Origin of the sequence: Sulfitobacter sp. M368, assembly GCF_025141875.1 — a bacterium.
In the GTDB taxonomy this organism is placed as follows: domain Bacteria; phylum Pseudomonadota; class Alphaproteobacteria; order Rhodobacterales; family Rhodobacteraceae; genus Sulfitobacter; species Sulfitobacter mediterraneus_A.
Window position 1 is genome coordinate 830317 of sequence record NZ_CP081113.1, and the last position, 18196, is coordinate 848512.

Annotated in this window: 17 protein-coding genes; 9 read left to right on the top strand and 8 right to left on the bottom strand. The window is 58.7% G+C overall.

All coding sequences use genetic code 11. The features are described 5' to 3' along the window. Positions 1–25 precede the first annotated feature (25 nt). Complete coding sequence (locus tag K3754_RS04270) at positions 26–190, top strand: YdcH family protein (RefSeq protein ID WP_081785672.1); 165 nt, start codon at positions 26–28, stop codon at positions 188–190. A 12-nt stretch (positions 191–202) separates the two neighbouring features. On the opposite strand, the gene K3754_RS04275 is transcribed toward K3754_RS04270, so the two are convergent. The 5 genes from K3754_RS04275 to K3754_RS04295 form a co-directional block, all read right to left on the bottom strand. Beyond that, on the bottom strand, positions 203–1066 hold the full coding sequence (locus K3754_RS04275; RefSeq protein ID WP_259941319.1) for a DMT family transporter: 864 nt from the start codon (positions 1064–1066) through the stop codon (positions 203–205). Beyond that, positions 1063–2001, bottom strand: coding sequence for a transcriptional regulator GcvA (locus K3754_RS04280; protein WP_259941321.1), 939 nt, complete (start codon positions 1999–2001; stop codon positions 1063–1065). The genes K3754_RS04275 and K3754_RS04280 overlap by 4 nt, the downstream gene beginning before the upstream one ends. A 330-nt stretch (positions 2002–2331) precedes the next feature. Next, the gene (gene phbB, locus K3754_RS04285) at positions 2332–3054 is read right to left on the bottom strand and encodes an acetoacetyl-CoA reductase (RefSeq protein ID WP_259941324.1); all 723 of its coding nucleotides are present in this window, start codon (positions 3052–3054) and stop codon (positions 2332–2334) included. Between the two features lie 76 nt (positions 3055–3130). Continuing rightward, entirely contained in the window at positions 3131–4306 is a 1176-nt protein-coding gene (locus tag K3754_RS04290; protein ID WP_203208895.1) for an acetyl-CoA C-acetyltransferase, read from the bottom strand. 121 nt (positions 4307–4427) lie between these two features. Beyond that, positions 4428–5273 carry an EAL domain-containing protein gene (locus K3754_RS04295; protein WP_259941327.1) on the bottom strand — a complete coding sequence of 282 codons (846 nt, stop codon included), beginning with the start codon at positions 5271–5273 and terminating at the stop codon, positions 4428–4430. 100 nt (positions 5274–5373) lie between these two features. Between K3754_RS04295 and K3754_RS04300 the strand changes: the two genes are divergently transcribed. The 5 genes from K3754_RS04300 (at position 5374) to K3754_RS04320 (ending at position 9867) form a co-directional block, all read left to right on the top strand. After that, complete coding sequence (locus K3754_RS04300; protein WP_259941329.1) at positions 5374–5943, top strand: DNA-3-methyladenine glycosylase I; 570 nt, start codon at positions 5374–5376, stop codon at positions 5941–5943. A gap of 398 nt (positions 5944–6341) precedes the next feature. Continuing rightward, entirely contained in the window at positions 6342–6962 is a 621-nt protein-coding gene (gene rpsD / locus K3754_RS04305) for a 30S ribosomal protein S4 (protein WP_203208892.1), read from the top strand. Between the two features lie 126 nt (positions 6963–7088). Continuing rightward, positions 7089–8171 (top strand): histidinol-phosphate transaminase, encoded by a 1083-nt coding sequence (hisC, locus tag K3754_RS04310; RefSeq protein ID WP_259941333.1) that lies wholly within the window; start codon positions 7089–7091, stop codon positions 8169–8171. After that, positions 8168–9091 (top strand): prephenate/arogenate dehydrogenase family protein, encoded by a 924-nt coding sequence (locus K3754_RS04315; protein ID WP_259941335.1) that lies wholly within the window; start codon positions 8168–8170, stop codon positions 9089–9091. Before hisC ends, K3754_RS04315 begins: the two co-directional genes overlap by 4 nt. Then, complete coding sequence (locus K3754_RS04320; RefSeq protein WP_259941338.1) at positions 9091–9867, top strand: extensin family protein; 777 nt, start codon at positions 9091–9093, stop codon at positions 9865–9867. The genes K3754_RS04315 and K3754_RS04320 overlap by 1 nt, the downstream gene beginning before the upstream one ends. Here the strand turns inward: K3754_RS04320 and K3754_RS04325 are convergent, their stop codons facing one another. Then, a complete protein-coding gene (locus tag K3754_RS04325) occupies positions 9868–10872 on the bottom strand; it encodes a DUF2125 domain-containing protein (protein ID WP_259941340.1) in 1005 nt (334 codons plus the stop codon). It abuts the gene before it with no gap. A 66-nt stretch (positions 10873–10938) separates the two neighbouring features. Between K3754_RS04325 and K3754_RS04330 the strand changes: the two genes are divergently transcribed. From K3754_RS04330 to K3754_RS04340, 3 genes are all read left to right on the top strand, one after another. Further along, positions 10939–11469 carry a gamma-glutamylcyclotransferase gene (locus K3754_RS04330; protein ID WP_203208887.1) on the top strand — a complete coding sequence of 177 codons (531 nt, stop codon included), beginning with the start codon at positions 10939–10941 and terminating at the stop codon, positions 11467–11469. Positions 11470–11542: 73 nt separating this feature from the next. Next, positions 11543–12748, top strand: coding sequence for a biopolymer transporter ExbB (locus K3754_RS04335; RefSeq protein ID WP_259941342.1), 1206 nt, complete (start codon positions 11543–11545; stop codon positions 12746–12748). Between the two features lie 2 nt (positions 12749–12750). Continuing rightward, positions 12751–14838: a peptidoglycan -binding protein gene (locus K3754_RS04340; RefSeq protein ID WP_259941344.1), complete on the top strand. Its 2088-nt coding sequence runs from the start codon at positions 12751–12753 to the stop codon at positions 14836–14838. A 4-nt stretch (positions 14839–14842) separates the two neighbouring features. Here K3754_RS04340 and K3754_RS04345 read toward each other — a convergent pair whose 3' ends face one another. Continuing rightward, a complete protein-coding gene (locus K3754_RS04345; protein ID WP_259941346.1) occupies positions 14843–15811 on the bottom strand; it encodes a M23 family metallopeptidase in 969 nt (322 codons plus the stop codon). After that, positions 15808–18129, bottom strand: coding sequence for an ATP-dependent Clp protease ATP-binding subunit ClpA (clpA, locus tag K3754_RS04350; protein ID WP_025047909.1), 2322 nt, complete (start codon positions 18127–18129; stop codon positions 15808–15810). Before clpA ends, K3754_RS04345 begins: the two co-directional genes overlap by 4 nt. Positions 18130–18196: the final 67 nt, after the last annotated feature.

Below are 18196 nucleotides of genomic sequence, written 5' to 3' on the forward strand. Positions count from 1 at the left end.
CTAAACATTCATCAAGGAGGAATACATGGCCCTTAACGCACATCTGGAGACCCTGAAGCGGAAACACCAGGCGATGAGCGATGCTGTCGAAAACGCCCAACGCGCCCCCGGAGTTGATGATCTGGAAGTTGCGACGATGAAAAAGGAAAAGCTGCGACTGAAAGAGGAAATTGCGCGGCTATCGAGTTGACGATTTTGTAATTTATTGACGAAGGCTGGCGCGAGCTGCGATTGCCGCGCCGCCTGTGATCAGGGCCGCCGCCCAGAGCAAGGTAAAGCTGGGCGCGGCCACTCCTGCGATCACGAGAACCAGAGTAGACAGCAAGGGCGCGGCGTATGAGCTGGTGCCGAGCAATTGAATATCACCCTGCTTCACCCCGATATCCCAGACAAAGAATGCAAGACCAACGGGACCAAGCCCCAAGCCCGCGATGGCAGCCCACCCAAGTGTGGTTTGCGGCAACACCGTTTCCTCGAACAACAGATGCATGGGCAGGGACAGGGCAGCGCTAGCCAGACAGAACACCGCGACAGATGCCGTTGGCGCCGTGCCTACCTTGCGAGACAGCACCGAATAGCCGGACCATGTCAGCGCACACAGCACAGCCAGCGCATAGCCGGGTGCATATTCGGCGGAGAACCCCGCGCCGCCGCCCGTGATGATCAGCGCCGCGCCGGCAAAACCCAGACATGCGCCGATGATATGCCCGTTTTTCAAGACTTCACCGGGCAGGAGGCCGGAAAAGATCACGATCAAGAGCGGCCAGAGATAAGCGATCAAACCGGCCTCAGCCGCAGGTGCGAGGCGCAGCGCCGAAAAGTACAGGGCGTGGTAGCCAAAAAGCCCAAGTGTGCCAAAGATATAGACACGCAATGGTACCTTACGCAGGCGGGGCAATGAACCCGTCGCTGCCGCCCAGATCAGGCCCAGCGTACCGCCGATGGCGAAACACAGCGTATTGAGCAAAAATGGCGGCGTCGGCGCAGAGCCCACGGTGAACAGCGCCAGCAGGGCCCATAGAAGAACGGCGACAAAACCGATTGCGGTGGCCTGAGGGCGGGTCATGGGTTTGGCTGCTCCAGCGGGGTCATTGCATCCGCGATATGTTCGGTTTTTTCGATCTCTTGCAATATCCAGTTTTGAAAGGCGTGCACCTGAGGCCGGGTTTCCGCGCCCAATGGGCAGATGAACCGAAACCGCCCGCCGGTGGGCAGGACAAAGGGATAGGGCGCAACAAGCCGCCCGTCCGCCAGATCCTTGATCACCAAGGCCCGGCGTCCTAGCGCCACGCCAACCCCGGCGAGGGCGGCGTCGATGGCATGATCGGCTTGGGAAAACTGAGGTCCGTAATTGGGGGTCATGGGAACGCCCATTGCATCAAACCAGCTTTGCCAGTTCACCACGGGGCGCACAAAATCAATGGACTTGTCTACGATGAGCACCGCGTCAGTCAGGCTTTGTGGTGTGGGGTAACGCGCAGCGAGTTCTGGCGTCATCACCGGAACAACCCATTCCGCCGCCAATGGGAGGGAGTAAAGCCCTTCATCGGGCCCCTGGCCAAACCGGATTGCGACGTCCACATCGTCACGGGCAAAATCCATCATTCTGAGCGAGGCAGAAAACCGAAGCTCGATCTCGGGATGTTTTTGGGCAAATTCATAAAGCCGCGGCGCCAGCCATTTGGCGGTAAAGGCCGGGCCTGCTGTCACGGTGAGCGTTTGGTGATCCTGTGTGCGCAGGGCGGCACGCCACCCTGCCGTCAGGGTTTCAAAGGCGGCTTGGGCCTCCGGGGCCAATGCCCGGCCCGCATCTGTGAGTTCAACCGCGCGATTGAGGCGGCGAAAGACAGGCGCCCCCAGATGATCTTCAAGGGACTTGATCTGAAAGCTCAGCGCGGCAGGGGTCACATTCAGCTCATCCGCCGCGCGAGCAAAGGACATGTGCCGTGCAGCCGCGTCAAAGGCACGCAAGGCGGTGAGAGGGGGCAGGGTATTCGACATGTTCACACAAGTAATACTTAACTGAGACTTTGGAAAGTCTCGTTTGTCAGTAGTGAACGGAAGGTACATCTTAGGGTCAGTTCAAATGTACTCAAGTTTCCCTTCTGAAAGGATCCAGATCATGATCGAAGCGACCACAAACCCCGCCGCCCGCAGCATCATGCAGAACGCCCATGCCGAACGCGCCGCCGCCGTTCAGGGCGTCTGGGCCTGGCTGATGGGTAGATCTTCCCGCTGAGCGACTGCAGCGTTCTTACGGGATAAAGAAAGGCCGGCTCTGGATGAGCCGGCCTTTTTGTTGTCAGATCCGCCGTGGCGGGGGTGTCTTAGTTAGACAAAGAACTGTGCGCCATTGGCAGAGATCGTGGAGCCATTGATAAAGCCCGCGTCGTCCGCCACGAGGAATTTCACCGCGCGGGCGATCTCTTCTGGTTCGCCCAGACGTCCGGCTGGGATCTGCGCGATGATGCTTTCACGAACTTTCTCGGGCACGGCCATGACCATGTCTGTACCGATATAACCGGGGCAGATGGCATTTGCCGTGATGTTTGCACGTGCGCCTTCCTGGGCCAGCGATTTCACGATGCCCAGATCACCGGCTTTGGTCGCAGCATAGTTCACTTGGGCGAACTGGCCCTTCTGACCGTTGATGGAAGAAATCACAACGATACGGCCAAACTTGCGCTCGCGCATGCCGGGCCAGATCGGATGAACCGTGTTGAACACGCCGGTCAGGTTGGTGTCGATCACCTGATGCCACTGTTCGGGGGTCATTTTGTGGAAAGGCGCGTCGCGGGTGATGCCTGCGTTGGCCACGACCACTTCGATCGGGCCGAGGTCCGCTTCGACCTGTTCGATGCCCGTTTTGGAGCTGTCGTAATCGGCAACGTTCCATTTGTAGGTCTTGATGCCGGTCTCTTCGGTGAAGGCGGCGGCGGCTTCATCGTTGCCTGCGTAGGTCGCGGCGACGGAATAACCGGCTGCTTTGAGTTCTTTGGAAATGGCGGCGCCGATGCCACGGCTGCCTCCGGTAACAAGTGCGACGCGGGACATAGTGATCCTTTCCCTTGAGTAACGTTATTTCTAATTCGAGCGTGGGTGCGCAATATTCTTGCGCACCCAGGTCTGTTTAGGGGCGTTCAAGGCACATAGCAACACCCATACCGCCGCCGATGCAAAGTGTCGCAAGACCTTTCTTGGCGCCGCGCCGCTTCATTTCGAACAGCAGTGTGTTGAGAATACGTGCGCCAGATGCGCCAATGGGGTGACCGATGGCAATCGCGCCGCCGTTCACATTGACGATGGATGGATCCCAGCCCATATCCTTGTTCACGGCGCAGGCCTGTGCGGCAAAGGCTTCGTTGGCTTCAACCAGATCCAGATCCTCGGCCTTCCAGCCCGCCTTTTCCAGCGCCTTGCGGGAGGCGTAGATTGGGCCAACACCCATGATGGATGGGTCCAGACCGGCAGTGGCGTAGGATGCAATGCGGGCCAATGGCTCAATGCCGCGCTTTTCTGCGTCATCCGCGCTCATCAACAGGGCGCCAGCGGCGCCGTCGTTGAGGCCTGATGCGTTGGCCGCAGTGACCGAACCGTCGCGGGTGAACGCAGGGCGCAGTTTCTGCATGGCTTCCATGGTAGCGCCGTGACGGATGTATTCATCACTGTCCACAACGATGTCGCCCTTGCGGGTCTTGACGGTGAAAGCCGTGATTTCATCGGCGAATTTGCCGGCTTTCTGGGCGGCTTCGGCCTTGTTTTGCGAAGCGACGGCGAATTCGTCCTGCTGTTCGCGGCTGATCTGCCATTTTTCGGCAACGTTTTCGGCGGTTTGACCCATGTGATAGCCGTTGAACGCATCCCAAAGACCGTCGCGGATCATGGTGTCGATGAATTGCAGATCGCCCATTTTCTGGCCCGCACGCAGATTTTGCGCATGGGGAGAGAGGGTCATGTTTTCCTGACCGCCTGCCGCTACGATGGAGGCATCGCCGAGCTGGATGTGCTGTGCGGCCAATGCCACGGCACGCAGGCCGGACCCGCAAACCTGGTTGATGCTCCAGGCGGCGGCTTCTTGTGGCAGGCCAGCATTGATATGCGCCTGACGGGCAGGGTTCTGGCCTTGGGCGGCGGTCAGCACCTGGCCCAGAATAGTTTCGGAAACCTCGGAGGCATCCACACCGGCACGGGCTACGATTTCCTTGAGAACGGCAGCGCCCAGATCATGTGCGGGCGTCGTGGCGAAAGAGCCACCGAAGCTGCCCACCGGGGTGCGTGCCGCGGATGCGATGACGACGTTGGTCATATAGTTAATTCCTCTACCATTGGCCGAGGATACAATAACGCCTGCCGAAAAGTGACAGGGCGCTCCCCAAACCTTCTGGGGGTCTCTTACCCTATTTGCTGCATCGCGGCAACTGAACCGATCATATGGGGGCGGTTGGCCCTTTCCCGGTTTTGAGCCATTTGGGCCGGGTTATGGGAGCGCTAAAAAGGTAGCCTTGTAAACAGTCTACGCCCATTTCCGTTAACGTAGCGGCATCTTCTGCGTTTTCGACAAATTCGGCGATGGTCAGCATGTCAAAATGTCGCGCTATGGAAATCAGCGCCGCGGTGATGGCGCGGTTGTCCGGGTTTTGAGAGATTCCCTGGATGAATTGACCGTCCAGTTTCAGGATATCAAAGTAGAAATCCTTGAAGTAGCGGATCGCGGTAAAGCCTGCGCCAAAGTCGTCCATGGCAAAACAAACACCATGCGGTTGCAGCTCATCCATGAAATCCGCGACAAGTTCCGGCACCAGCATGGCCGAACTTTCCGTGATCTCAAGGATCAGCCGCTCGCCCAGCGTTTCGTCTTGCCGCAAGGCCCGGCGCAATACCTGATTCCATGATTTATAGCCGATCGACCGTGCCGACATATTGATCGACAGCCGCAGCCCCGGATTTTGGCGCAAGGCACTCAGCCCCATGCGCAGGGCCTGCACATCAATCTCGCGGCCCAACTCCGTATCCTCGACCGCAGGCATGAATTCGCGTGCCGGGATCACCCGCCCGGTTTCATCGATGATCCGCATCAACCCTTCATAAAAGGCAACCTTGCTGTGGTTGCTGGCCCGCATAATCGGCTGGTAGGCCAGCAGCGTCTGTTTGTGCAGCAGCGCATCACGAACTATGGCAACAGTGTTTCTGTCCCGTTGGGCAAGGGCAAAATTCAGCGGGCTTTCCACCCCCGGTGTGATATCGCTGAAACGACGTTTGTGCCGGCTGCCCACGATGATGTACTTTCCTCTGACCCGTGCCGACAGTGCAGGGCAAATGATAACGCGGCCTTAACAGGCAAATTTTCGAAAAATCGAGGGAAAGGCAGGATTGATGGAACGCTGTGGCTGGGCCGGACTGGAAGAGATTTACGTTGATTACCACGACACGGAATGGGGCGTGCCGGAGTATGACAGTCGCGCGCTTTGGGAAAAGCTCATTCTGGACGGGTTTCAGGCAGGGCTGAGCTGGATCACGATCCTGAAAAAACGCGAAAATTTTCGCGCTGCCTTTGAGGGGTTTGATCCGCATGTGATTGCCGGTTGGGGCGAGGCGGAGGTGACCCGCCTGCTGGCCGATCCCGGCATCATCCGCCACCGCGGCAAGATCGAGGCCACGATCAACAATGCCCGCGCGTGGATCGAATTGGAGGAGAAGGGCGGCTTCGATACCTTCATGTGGCGTTACGTGGACGGCACCCCCCTGCAGACCCGTTTTGCCACGCAGGCCGATGTGCCGCCACAGACCCCGCTTTCGGTGCAGGTGTCAAAAGATCTCAAGAAAGCCGGATTCAAATTTTGTGGCCCGACGATTGTCTACGCCTGGATGGAGGCTTGCGGTCTGGTGAATGATCACATCGTGAGCTGCCACCGGCATGATGAATGTGCTGCGATGGCGCAGTAGGGGCGGTTGGCGGCTATGTGGAACTTGCCGAGCAACAAGAGCCGCCGCGCCCGAAACGAGGGGCGGAAAGCAAAGCGCCCGCCCCGTGGGGGCGGTTCGGGCGCTGCCAAATCGAAGATTTGGCATTTTGCACGCTATCTTGAAGGGCACGTAAGGCCTCATAGCTGACCTTGATCTGTCAATTTATTGTCGTCCTGGCAGCCTTCCAGGTTTGACCAAATAGAAGCGGCTAACCTGAAAACCTCTTCCTTTCCTCAGCCAACCCCATTCCCGTGTTGACTCTGCCCCGATCCCCCGTATAAGCGCGGCTTCATTGGTGTTGGTGGCCCCCGCGAGGGGATGCCTGTCGGGTCTTGGACCAAAGGACAACGCCCTTTAACATTTAAAGGAGAACAGCCGTGACCAAACGCACCGCTGCCAAGCACAAACTTGACCGCCGCATGGGCGAAAACATCTGGGGCCGTCCGAAATCCCCCGTGAACCGCCGCGAATATGGCCCCGGCCAGCACGGTCAGCGCCGCAAAGGCAAACTTTCCGACTTCGGTATCCAGCTGCGCGCCAAGCAGAAGCTCAAGGGCTACTATGGCGACCTGACCGAAAAGCAATTCCGCCGCATCTACGGTGAAGCTGAGCGTGTAAAAGGCGACACAGGTGAAAACCTCATCGGTCTGCTGGAGCGCCGCCTGGACGCGGTTGTGTACCGCGCCAAATTCGTTGCGACCGTATTTGCTGCACGCCAGTTCGTGAACCACGGCCATGTCCGTGTGAACGGCAAGAAAGTGAACATTCCTTCCTACCGTGTAAAAGAAGGTGACGTTATCGAAGTGCGTGACCGTTCCAAGCAGATGGTTGCACTGCTCGAAGCCACCCAGCTGGCTGAGCGTGACGTGCCTGACTATATCGAGGCCGACCATTCGAAGATGACCGCGACATTCGTGCGCACGCCTGCGCTGGGCGATGTGCCGTATCCGGTCATGATGGAACCAAACCTCGTCGTGGAATTCTACGCGAAGAACTAATCTTCGCCTTTCATTCCAAGCCAATTCAGGGCCGCGACGGGAAACCGCCGCGGCCTTTCTCGTTTTGGCTGGCCGCAGCTTCCCATGGCCGCTACAACCCTCGCGATGGGGGAAGGAAGACAGCAGATGACCAAGATCACACCGCAACCCGGCATCATGGAGATCGCACTTTACCAAGGTGGGGCAAGCCAATTGCCCGGCCACAGTGATGTGCTCAAACTCAGCTCCAATGAGAACCCGCTTGGCCCGCCGCCTTCCGCGATGAAGGCCGTGTCAGAGGCCGCCTCGCAACTGCATCGCTATCCCTCCACGGATCATGCCGAACTGCGCGCCGCGATTGCGGATCTTTGGTCGCTTGATCCGGAGCGGATCCTTTGCGGTGTGGGTTCGGACGAGGTGTTGCAGATTGTCATTCAAGCCTACGCAGGTGTGGGTGATGAGATCATTTTTACCGAACACGGGTTCTCCATGTATCCGATCCTGACTCACATGGCAGGCGCTACACCTGTCTGCGTGCCTGAGAAGAACCGCGTTGTGGATGTGGATACGGTATTAGCAGCCGTCACGGATAAGACCCGTCTGGTTCTGATCACCAACCCCGGCAACCCTACCGGCACTGTCTTGCCCGAAGGAGAGCTGGAGCGGCTGGCGGATGCCTTGCCTGCGGATGTGATCCTGGTAATCGACGGGGCCTATACTGAATACGCCGAAGGCTTTGATGGCGGGGCTGCTTTGGCTCAATCGCGTTCCAACGTTTTGATGACACGCACTTTTTCCAAGGTCTACGGACTGGGCGGTTTGCGCATCGGTTGGGGCTACGGTCCACAAGAGATGATCGATGTGATGCGCCGCGTTCGCCAGCCCTTCAACCTGTCTGGCGTTCAACTGGCTGCGGCTGAGGCGGCTGCAAAAGACCGTGATTGGCTGCGCACCTGCGTAGATTTGAACGCAGAACAACGGGCGCGACTGACGGGCGCCGTGCGGCAATTGGGACTGGCCTGCGATGACAGTTCGGCCAATTTTGTTCTGGTCCGTTGCCGGGACGCAGCGGAGGCGGATGCAGCTGATCAGGCCCTGAAGGCCGCCGGCATTCTGATCCGCCGCGTGCCTGGATATGGCTTTCCCGAAGGTCTGCGGATCACCGTCGGCGATGCCCAACAAACAGATCGTGTTATCACGGCTTTGACCAACTGGAGAACTGCAGGGTGAGTGCGCAAGTATATGAAAAGGTTGCCTTGATCGGGCTTGGGCTTATCGCCTCTTCGATGTTTTGGGCGATGAAACGTGGCGGTGTTGCAGGGTCCGTTTCAGGCTACGCCCGGTCCGCCGAGACCCGTGATGTTGCCCGCGAGATTGGCCTGTGTGACACCGTGTGCGGCAGCCTGTCCGAGGTTGTGAAAGACGCGGATCTGGTTGTGCTTTGTGTGCCGGTCGGGGTGATGGGCGCGGTTGCCGCAGAGATTGCGCCAATGCTGAAACCCGGTGCCACGGTCACGGATGTGGGGTCCGTCAAAGCGGACGTGATCGCCCAGGTTGGCCCTGAGTTGCCTGACAACGTGCATTTCATTCCCGCACACCCATTGGCTGGCACCGAACATTCCGGCCCTCGGTCAGGGTTTGCGGAACTTTTCGACAACCGATGGTGCCTTTTGGTGCCGGTAGAAGGCACCAACCCCCAAGCCACGGCAGATTTGCGCCGGTTTTGGGAGGGGCTTGGCTCCAACGTTGATGAAATGGATGCCGAACACCATGATTTGGTTTTGGCGGTCACCTCTCATGCGCCGCACCTTATTGCTTATACGATGGTAGGGGTCGCCGATGACCTGAGACGTGTGACTGACAGCGAAGTAATAAAATATTCAGCAGCTGGGTTTAGGGATTTTACAAGGATCGCAGCGAGCGACCCGACGATGTGGCGGGATGTGTTTTTGACCAACAAAGATGCAACCCTCGAAATCCTCGGGCGCTTTACCGAAGAGCTTTTTGCGCTGCAACGGGCGATCCGTCAGGGTGATGGTGATCACCTGTTTGACTATTTCACCCGCACCCGTGCCATCCGGCGCGGGATCATTGAGGCGGGGCAGGATACGGATGCGCCGGACTTCGGGCGCGGTGCTAGGGGAAAATAATGCGTTTGCTTGTGCTGGCTTTGGTGATGATCGGACAGGCCTGTTGGGCCGAAGGACCGGAAAATTCCAAGAGGCCGGTGCAACGCGGCGGAAATGTTTATCCGGCGGCTATGGCTGGGGCTGGTGTGGCTGCGCCGGTTGCAAGTCATGAAAAATTGATGCTGGACAATGGGTTATCTTTGTCGCTGCGGCCATTGTTTCGCCCCGCGCGGGTGGAGAAAAACGCCCGCCAGAAAAAACGAATTCTGAGGAAGGGCGCTGTGTGCGGAGATCTGGCCATCCAAGGTGAAGAGATCGGCCGGGTCAAAGCGCGGCTGAAAGGTTGCGGTGTTGAGCGGGCTGTGCGCGTAAGGTCGGTTTCCGGTGTGAGCCTGAGCCAGACATCCGTGATGGATTGCCGGACGGCTGACGCGTTGAAAAAATGGCTGGATCGCACGGCCAAGCCTGCGTTGTCCCGCACGGGCGGCGGTTTGACCGGCCTCAAGGTGGCGGCGCATTACGCTTGCCGAACCCGCAACAATAAGAAAGGCGCAAAGATATCGGAGCATGGCAAAGGCCGGGCGATTGATATTTCCGCCTTCCGGTTGCGCAACGGGTCGGAGATCACCGTTTTGCACGGCTGGAACAACCGTGGAACCAAAAAGGCATTGCGCAAAATGCACCGCGGCGCGTGCGGCCCATTCAAGACCGTTCTTGGCCCGCAAGCGGATCGTTATCATCGCGATCATTTCCATTTCGACACAGCGATCTATCGCGGCGGCAATTACTGCCGCTGATCAGCGCAGCACAATGCGCGGGGCCGGGCCCAGACGAATTGAGCCCAGAAACATCTCGCCACCCGCGAACCGCAGACCTAGATCAAGGCGGGTCGGATCACCGCCCAGATTGGCCAAGGCGCCCAGCATTGTTTGGGATTGCGGGCGTATGCTTGCGGGCAGGACGCCAGCTGCCACGGCCAGATCCAAAAGCTCTCCCCAATTTTCGACCAAGAGGTTTGCGGTGCCATCGGGGGTGCCCATGCTGTCCACGGTCAGATCGCCATCCGCAACCAAGCGGACCGGCCCCCAGGTTGCATTGGCGTCTCGCAAGATGATGCGGCGCGGTTGGGGCCGGATGTCCTCGACTGCGCGGCGGTCCCATGGGCGGTCAAAGGTCACTGTCAGGTTTGCGGCGAAGTTTTCGAAAGACAGCGGCCAATCAGCGGGCACTGCCAATTGAACCCGCAGGGGGTCGCCTGGACGGAGATTGTCGATTTGCAAGTCAAAATGATATTCCTCATCGATAACATCATCTTGCGTGATTTGCATGGCCCAGCTGTCACCGGCCAGAACGTTACCCAGTCGGGTGTTCCATTGCCATGCACCGCCGTGGGTCTGCATGCTGTCCAACTCCAATGATACTCCCGGATGCAAATGCAGCCGCGCGATGCCATCTTGCAGCCGGAACAGATGTTTGCTGTCAGCGATGTGCAGTTCAATCGGGGTGCTTGGCACAGACAGGGTGACATACCCCGGCCAATAGGCGGGCGCGGAAACCGTGGTGCCGTCCAACCGAAGCGCCAGTCCCGTTTCTGGATCCGCGAGAGATAGATCCATGATTTGGGTCTGAAGCTCAAAAGGAAAACCGGTGGTAGTGATGGGCGCCGCTTCCGCTTGCCATCCTTCTGCACGGCGGGCCGCCATCCAGCCATCTAAACCGCGATCAATTACGGAGGCGGCCATCCACCACCAACCGCTCCAAACCACTGCCAAAAGGATCAGCAATCGGATCAATATACGCATGCTGAAACCCCTTTAACTCTACCGCTATATGCGGTTTACCCAAGGCAAATAGAAAGGACCAGCGCGATGGCAATGTGGGTATTCGGATATGGCAGTCTGCTTTGGAACCCCGGTTTTGATGTCGCCGAAAGTGTGATCGGCACCTTGCCGGGCTATGCGCGGTCATTCTGCATGCGCTCCATCCATCATCGCGGCACCGAGGAAAACCCCGGCTTGGTTCTTGCGCTTGATGAACATCCAGACACCGCATGCGAAGGGATTGCGCTGCGGGTTGTGCCGGGGCAGGAGGCCGAGACACTGGCCTATTTGCGGGAACGTGAATTGATTTCCTCAGCTTACGTGGAAAAAACGCTGACCGTACATCTCAATGACAATCGCGATATTGAGGCGTTGGTCTATGTGATCGACGAGGCGCATGTGCAATATTGCGGTGGTCTGCCGCTCGAAGAACAAGCGCAAATCATCGCCAAAGCGGTGGGAGGGCGCGGGCCAAACACCGAATATCTCTACAATACCGCCGATCATCTGGCCGAGGTTGGCCTGCATGATCCGGCGCTCGAATGGCTCAATGCGCGGGTCAAAACACTGGCAACATAATTCCTTGGCATCCGGCGCAATTTTCGGTGTAAACTGCAACTAAAGCAGGCAAAAGGGTCAGGAGCAGGGCCGCATGTCGCAGCCAGAACGCGAACAACGACCGCAGTTTTCCCAACCCTTGCGTCAGATTGCTCTGATGCTGGTTGTGTTGATCTTGACGGGTGCTGGTGCCACGCTGGCGCTGCCTTCGGTATATCCGATTTTTGCCGCCAATCCTTATCTCAACGGCGTGATCATCTTTGTCTTTTTGATCGGCGTGCTGGCCTGTTTTTATCAGGTGGTGCAACTGATGGGATCGGTCCGCTGGATTGAGAATTTCGCGTCTGACTCCCCCGACCCCGACACCGTCGCGCCGCAGCTTTTGGCTCCTCTGGCCTCGCTCTTGCGGACGCGGGGGGCACGGATGCAGGTCAGTGCAACATCAACCAGATCCATTCTTGACTCAGTTGCCACCCGAATAGACGAGGCGCGTGAAATTACGCGCTATATCGTCAACATGCTGATTTTTCTGGGTCTTCTGGGTACTTTCTATGGCCTCGCGACCACAGTTCCGGCTGTTGTTGATACCATTCGCAGCCTCGCCCCAGCCGAGGGTGACGGCGGCGTCGATGTTTTCACGCGGTTGATGACCGGGCTTGAGGCGCAGCTTGGCGGTATGGGCGTGGCCTTTGGATCGTCCCTTTTGGGATTGGCCGGATCGCTGGTTGTTGGCCTGTTGGAGCTGTTCGCAGGGCATGGCCAGAACCGATTCTATCAAGAGCTGGAAGATTGGCTGAGTTCCATCACACGCGTCGGTTTCTCCTCTGGCGAAGAAGCCGGGGGCGAACAACACGTTATGGCCGGTGTTGTCGATCACATGGCCGAACAGATGGAGCAGTTGCAGCAATTGTTTGCCCGCTCTGACGCCAGCCGTGCCCAGGTTGATGAAAAGATGGGTAAACTGGCCGATGCCGTTGATCGGATGACCACCCGGATCGAAGGGACCGATCCAGCCAGCGCTGCCCTCGAACGAGTGGCCGCAGGACAAGAACGCCTGATCGCCACGCTTGAGGCGCAAGGATCAGGCGAGGGGATCGATGCCGAAAGCCGGATGCGGTTGCGGTCCATCGACGTACAGATGCTGCGTATTCTGGAAGAGATCTCCGCAGGCCGGCAAGAAACCATGGCCGAGTTGCGCCACGATATGTCACTGCTGGCCAAGGCCCTGTCTTCGCCGCGTCGCAACACTGAACCGCGCAGGCAACGCCCCAATGACCAACCCGGCGGCGGGACGCGCTAGCCATGGCATTGTCCCGCAGGACAGGTGCGCGTTTTCAGGGGTCGATCTGGCCGGGATTTGTGGATGCAATGACTGGCCTTTTGCTGGTCCTGATGTTTGTTTTGACAATTTTCATGATCGTGCAATTCGTTCTGACCGAACGGATCACAGGACAAGAAACCGAGCTGGACGCGCTGTCTGGCGAAGTGGCTGCCTTGGCGCAGGCTTTGGGGCTTGAGGAACGGTCCAATGCGCAGCTCGAGGCCCGCCTTGGTGCGCTTAATGCGTCATTGCGTGACGCGCAGGGCGAGCTGACCGAGCAATCGGCGTTGATCGCGGCCTTGACGTCCGAGCGGGATCAGCAGGCAGAAAATCTGCGGGCTGCGCAAAGCCAGATCACAGGTTTTGAGGCGCAGGTTGCCGCGCTTTTGGCGGAGCGCGACGGGGCATTGACGCAGATCGGCGCATTGGAGACACGCCAGTCCGAGTTGCTGGACCGGCAGCAGAGCTTGCTTGATGAACAAGAGGCCCTCAATCTGGCATTGGCGGCCAGCCGAAGTGAAATCGATGCTCAAGAAGAAGCTGCGCGATTGGCTGCTGCCCGGCGTGAGGCACTTGATGCATTGGTTGCTGATTTGCAGGCGCGCAACGCCGAGGCGCAAGAGCAAGTGACAGCGCTGCAGGGGCAAATCGCAGAAACCACCAAGGCTCTGTCAGAGGAAGAGGCGGCAAAACTGGCCGAAGCTGCAGCCGCAGAGGCGCTGAGGGCAAAGTTGCAGGATGCGGATGCCGAGCTGACGGCAATGACGCTGGCGCTGGAGGCCAAGCGAAAGGAAGCTGAAGAAACCCTGACGTTGCTGGCGGCAGCGCGGGCGTCGCAGTCTGAACTGGATGACCAGTTGATCAAAGCTCTGATCAGCCTCCAAGCTGCGGAAACTGCGGCAAAGGTTGGTGAGGATGCGCAGGCCGAGGTTGGGCGGCTTCAGGGAGAATTGACCGTTTTGCGGGCCGAACTGGACCGGGCCCGGGCGGCCGGGGCTGACACGGAGCTGACGTTGACGGCGCAAGGCGATGCGCTGCGGGCGGATCTGGCGGCGGCACAGGGGCAGATTGCGCAACTGGAACGAGACCTTGAAACCAGTCGCGCCCGTTTGAGCGCAGACCGTGACGCGCTGCGTGAGGAGTTGGCGCAGGCGCGGGTCGATATCGCAGTGTTGGAGCAGGCCTTGCAGGACAATCAGACGGTTTTGGAAACCGACCGCGCAACGCTCCGCGCGCAATTGGCAGAGGCACTGGCGGCGAAGATTGCGGCGCAGGCATTGGCCGAGGACAACAGCACCGATGCGCAGAAACAGGCGGCATTGGTCAGCGCCGCGCAGGCGGCCTTGGCCGAAGAAAAACAGATCAGCAGTGAGGCGCAGCGCCAAACCGAACTTTTGAACCAACAGGTCGCGGCCTTGCGTACGCAACTTGGCGATCTGCGTGCCTTGCTGGATGACGCTGAACTACGGGATGCGGCAAAGACCCTGCAATTGGAATCGCTCGGCTCAGATTTGAACACCGCGCTGGCCCGTGTGGCCGCCGAAGAAAGCCGCCGCGCAGCCCTTGAGGCCGCGGAACGGGCGCGACTTGAAGCAAAAGCCAAGGATCTGGAACAGTACCGTTCAGAGTTCTTTGGGCGTCTGCGCGACGTGCTTGGCAATCAGGATGGTGTGCGAATCGAAGGGGACCGGTTTGTGTTTTCTTCCGAGGTTTTGTTCCCACCCGGCGGCGCGGTTTTGTCTGATGACGGGCAGGCCGAGATCGCCAAAGTGGCGCGAATTCTGCAATCGGTTGCGGATGACATCCCGCCCGAAATTGACTGGGTGATCCGCGTGGACGGGCACACCGATAACGTCCCGCTGTCGGGGCTAGGTGAATTTGCAGACAATTGGGAGTTGAGCCAGGCGCGGGCCTTGTCGGTGGTGAAATACATGATCTCGGCTTTGGGTATCGCGCCGGACCGGTTGGCCGCCAACGGGTTTGGTCAGTATCAGCCGGTTGCGGCTGGCGACAGCGAAGAGGCACGGGCGCAGAATCGCAGGATTGAACTGAAGTTCACCGAAAAGTAACGGATCAGTCCTGAATGGTGGTGGTCCAGGTCTGGCTGTCGATCACGGCACCATCCCGGATGAGGGCGGCACGTCCTGCATAATCGCCTGATGGCCAAGGGGTGTGGCGGCGTTTCTGCCCAATGGCGCGGAAGGCTTGGGCTTTTGCTTTGTCGAAGCTGTGGCGCTTGGACAGACGGAAGCCATTTGGGCCAGTGATGGAGATGTCCAGAATATCGCCTTTTCGAAAGCCAAATCCAAAGGAGAACGCTACGATATTTTCCGATTTTCTGGATAATTCGCTGCTGGCCGTGCCCGCCTTGACCTGAGAATAATCGGGCACCTGATCGGTAAACCCAGACAAGAGCAACCCGCCCGCGCGATAGGGTGGCGGATCCCGCCAGAGGGTTTGGGATGGCGCAATGGCGCAGGAAGTTTCCCCGTTTGGCACAAATGGATCAATCTGATTGCCATCCTTGCGCACCGATAAATGCAGATGTGGAAAGGCCGCCCTACCGGACATTCCAACCTCTCCAAGAGGGGTGCCAACGGCGACCCAATCCCCCTTTGCAATGGCGAGAGATCCGCGTTTGAGGTGGCAATATTGGGTTTCCCAACCATCCGCATGGCGCAGAACCACGCCATTCCCGCATTCGCGGCCTTTGATCTCTTTGGCGTTGGCCTGCGAATAGACCTGATCTGCCATGCCATCGCGCAGCCCGATCACCACACCGGGCGCCGCTGCCAAGACAGGCACGCCCCGTTTCATCATGGCGAGGTGGGGCAGGGCAAAGTCGGTGCCTTTGTGGCCATCATAACTGAGCCCGGAACAGCGGTAATCCTGCGCCGTTTCGCTTGGATCATGATCTACATATTGCTGAATATAGCAGGTCTGTCCGAGATCGCAGTCAATCGGCAGTTCCAAAAGAAACCCCTCCGCCAGTGCAGGACCGGCGAAGGGGGTTAGCAGGGCCAACAGGCCCCGCAAAATCATTCCGCAGTCAGCAGCGGTGGTTTGTCGCCAGAGATCCGCGGCTTTTCAAGGCCGAGAATGGTCAGGTCCAGCTCACCTTTTTTGACGCCGACCTTCACAACACCGCCCTTGGCGAGCGACCCAAACAGCAGCTCTTCCGCCAAAGGTTTTTTGATGTGTTCCTGGATCACGCGGCCCAAGGGACGGGCGCCCATTTTGTCATCATAACCTTTATCGGCCAGCCATTCGGCGGCTTTCTTGCTGAGCTCGATGGTCACGTTGCGGTCCATCAATTGCGCTTCGAGTTGCAGCACAAATTTCTCGACCACGCGCAGGATCACTTCCTTCGGCAAGGCGCCAAAGCTGATCACGGCATCCAGACGGTTGCGGAATTCCGGTGTGAAGGTCCGCTCGATCGCAGCGGTGTCCTCACCTGTGCGGCGATCCCGGCCAAAGCCGACGGCCTCTTTCGCCTGTTCCGCAGCACCGGCGTTGGAGGTCATGATCAGCACCACATTGCGGAAATCAACGGTGCGACCGTTGTGATCCGTCAGGCGGCCATTATCCATCACCTGCAACAGGATGTTGTAGACATCAGGGTGGGCTTTTTCCATCTCGTCGAGCAGCAGAACACAATGCGGATGCTGGTCAACGCCATCGGTCAACAGCCCGCCTTGGTCAAAGCCGACATAACCGGGAGGCGCACCAATCAGGCGCGAAACGGCGTGTTTTTCCATGTATTCGGACATGTCAAAGCGCAGCAATTCCACACCAAGGGTATCGGCCAATTGCTTGGCAACCTCGGTCTTCCCGACGCCTGTCGGACCGGCGAACAGGTAGTTGCCGATGGGTTTTTCCGGCTCCCGCAGGCCCGCGCGCGCCAATTTGATGGCGGAGGAAAGCGCCTCAATCGCGGTATCCTGACCAAAGACCACCCGCTTGAGCGAGGTTTCGAGGTCTTTGAGCACAATCACATCATCCTTGGAGACATTCTTGGGCGGGATGCGGGCGATCTTGGCGACGACGGCCTCTACCTCTTTGGTGCCGATGGTCTTGCGGCGTTTGGAGGCGACAACCAGATGTTGCGCCGCGCCGGCCTCGTCGATCACGTCAATCGCGCTGTCCGGCAGCTTGCGGTCATTGATATAACGGTGCGCCAGTTCGACAGAGGTTTTGATCGCATCCGAGGTATATTTGACCGAATGGTGATCCTCGAAATACGGTTTCAGACCGCGCAGGATCTTCACCGCATCTTCGACGGAAGGCTCATTCACATCAATTTTCTGGAACCGGCGCGACAGGGCGCGGTCCTTTTCAAAGTGCTGGCGGAACTCCTTGTAGGTGGTGGAGCCCATGGTGCGCAGCTTGCCACCCTGCAACGCAGGTTTCAGCAAGTTTGAGGCATCCATCGCCCCGCCAGAGGTTGCGCCAGCGCCAATCACGGTGTGAATCTCGTCGATGAACAGAACAGCGTCCTTATGTTCTTCCAACTCGGTCACAACCGCCTTGAGCCGTTCCTCAAAATCACCGCGGTAACGGGTGCCAGCCAGCAATGCGCCCATGTCGAGCGAATAGATGGTGGTGTTTTCCAGAACTTCCGGGGTTTCGCCAGCGACGATCTTGCGGGCCAGCCCCTCGGCAATGGCGGTTTTACCAACACCGGGATCACCCACCAGCAGTGGGTTGTTCTTGCGGCGGCGGCACAACACTTGAATGCAGCGTTCGACCTCGTCAGAGCGGCCAATCAGCGGATCCACGTCACCGTCACGGGATTTGGCATTCAGATCCACGCAATATTTGGCCAGTGCCGATTCTTTTTTCTCACCCTCGGTGACGCCCTGCGGCTCTTCCTCGTGCTCGGGGGCACCGGACAGGGGGCGGGCCTCGCCATAGGCGGGGTCTTTTGCAACACCGTGGGCGATGTAGTTGACCGCATCATAGCGGGTCATTTCCTGTTCCTGCAGGAAATAGGCGGCATTGCTTTCGCGTTCGGCAAAGATCGCGACCAGCACATTGGCGCCGGTCACTTCGGTCCGGCCCGAGGATTGCACATGGATCGCGGCGCGTTGGATCACCCGCTGGAACGCGGCGGTGGGTACCGCTTCGGAGCCGTCCACATCGGTGACGAGGTTGCTGAGATCCTCGTCGACAAATTCGTTCAGGGTGTCGCGCAATTCGTCTGTGTCGACGGAACAGGCTTTCATCACCTGCGCGGCATCGGGTTCATCAATCAGTGCCAGCAGCAGATGTTCCAGCGTGGCAAATTCATGGCGGCGGGCATTGGCCAGCGCAAGGGCTGCGTGGATTGCCTGCTCAAGTGTAGTCGAGAATGAAGGCACGGGCGTGCTCCTTTTCGATCGGGGCCGGCGGAGTTCTGTGGGATAACAGACCCCGGTCCGACCATGG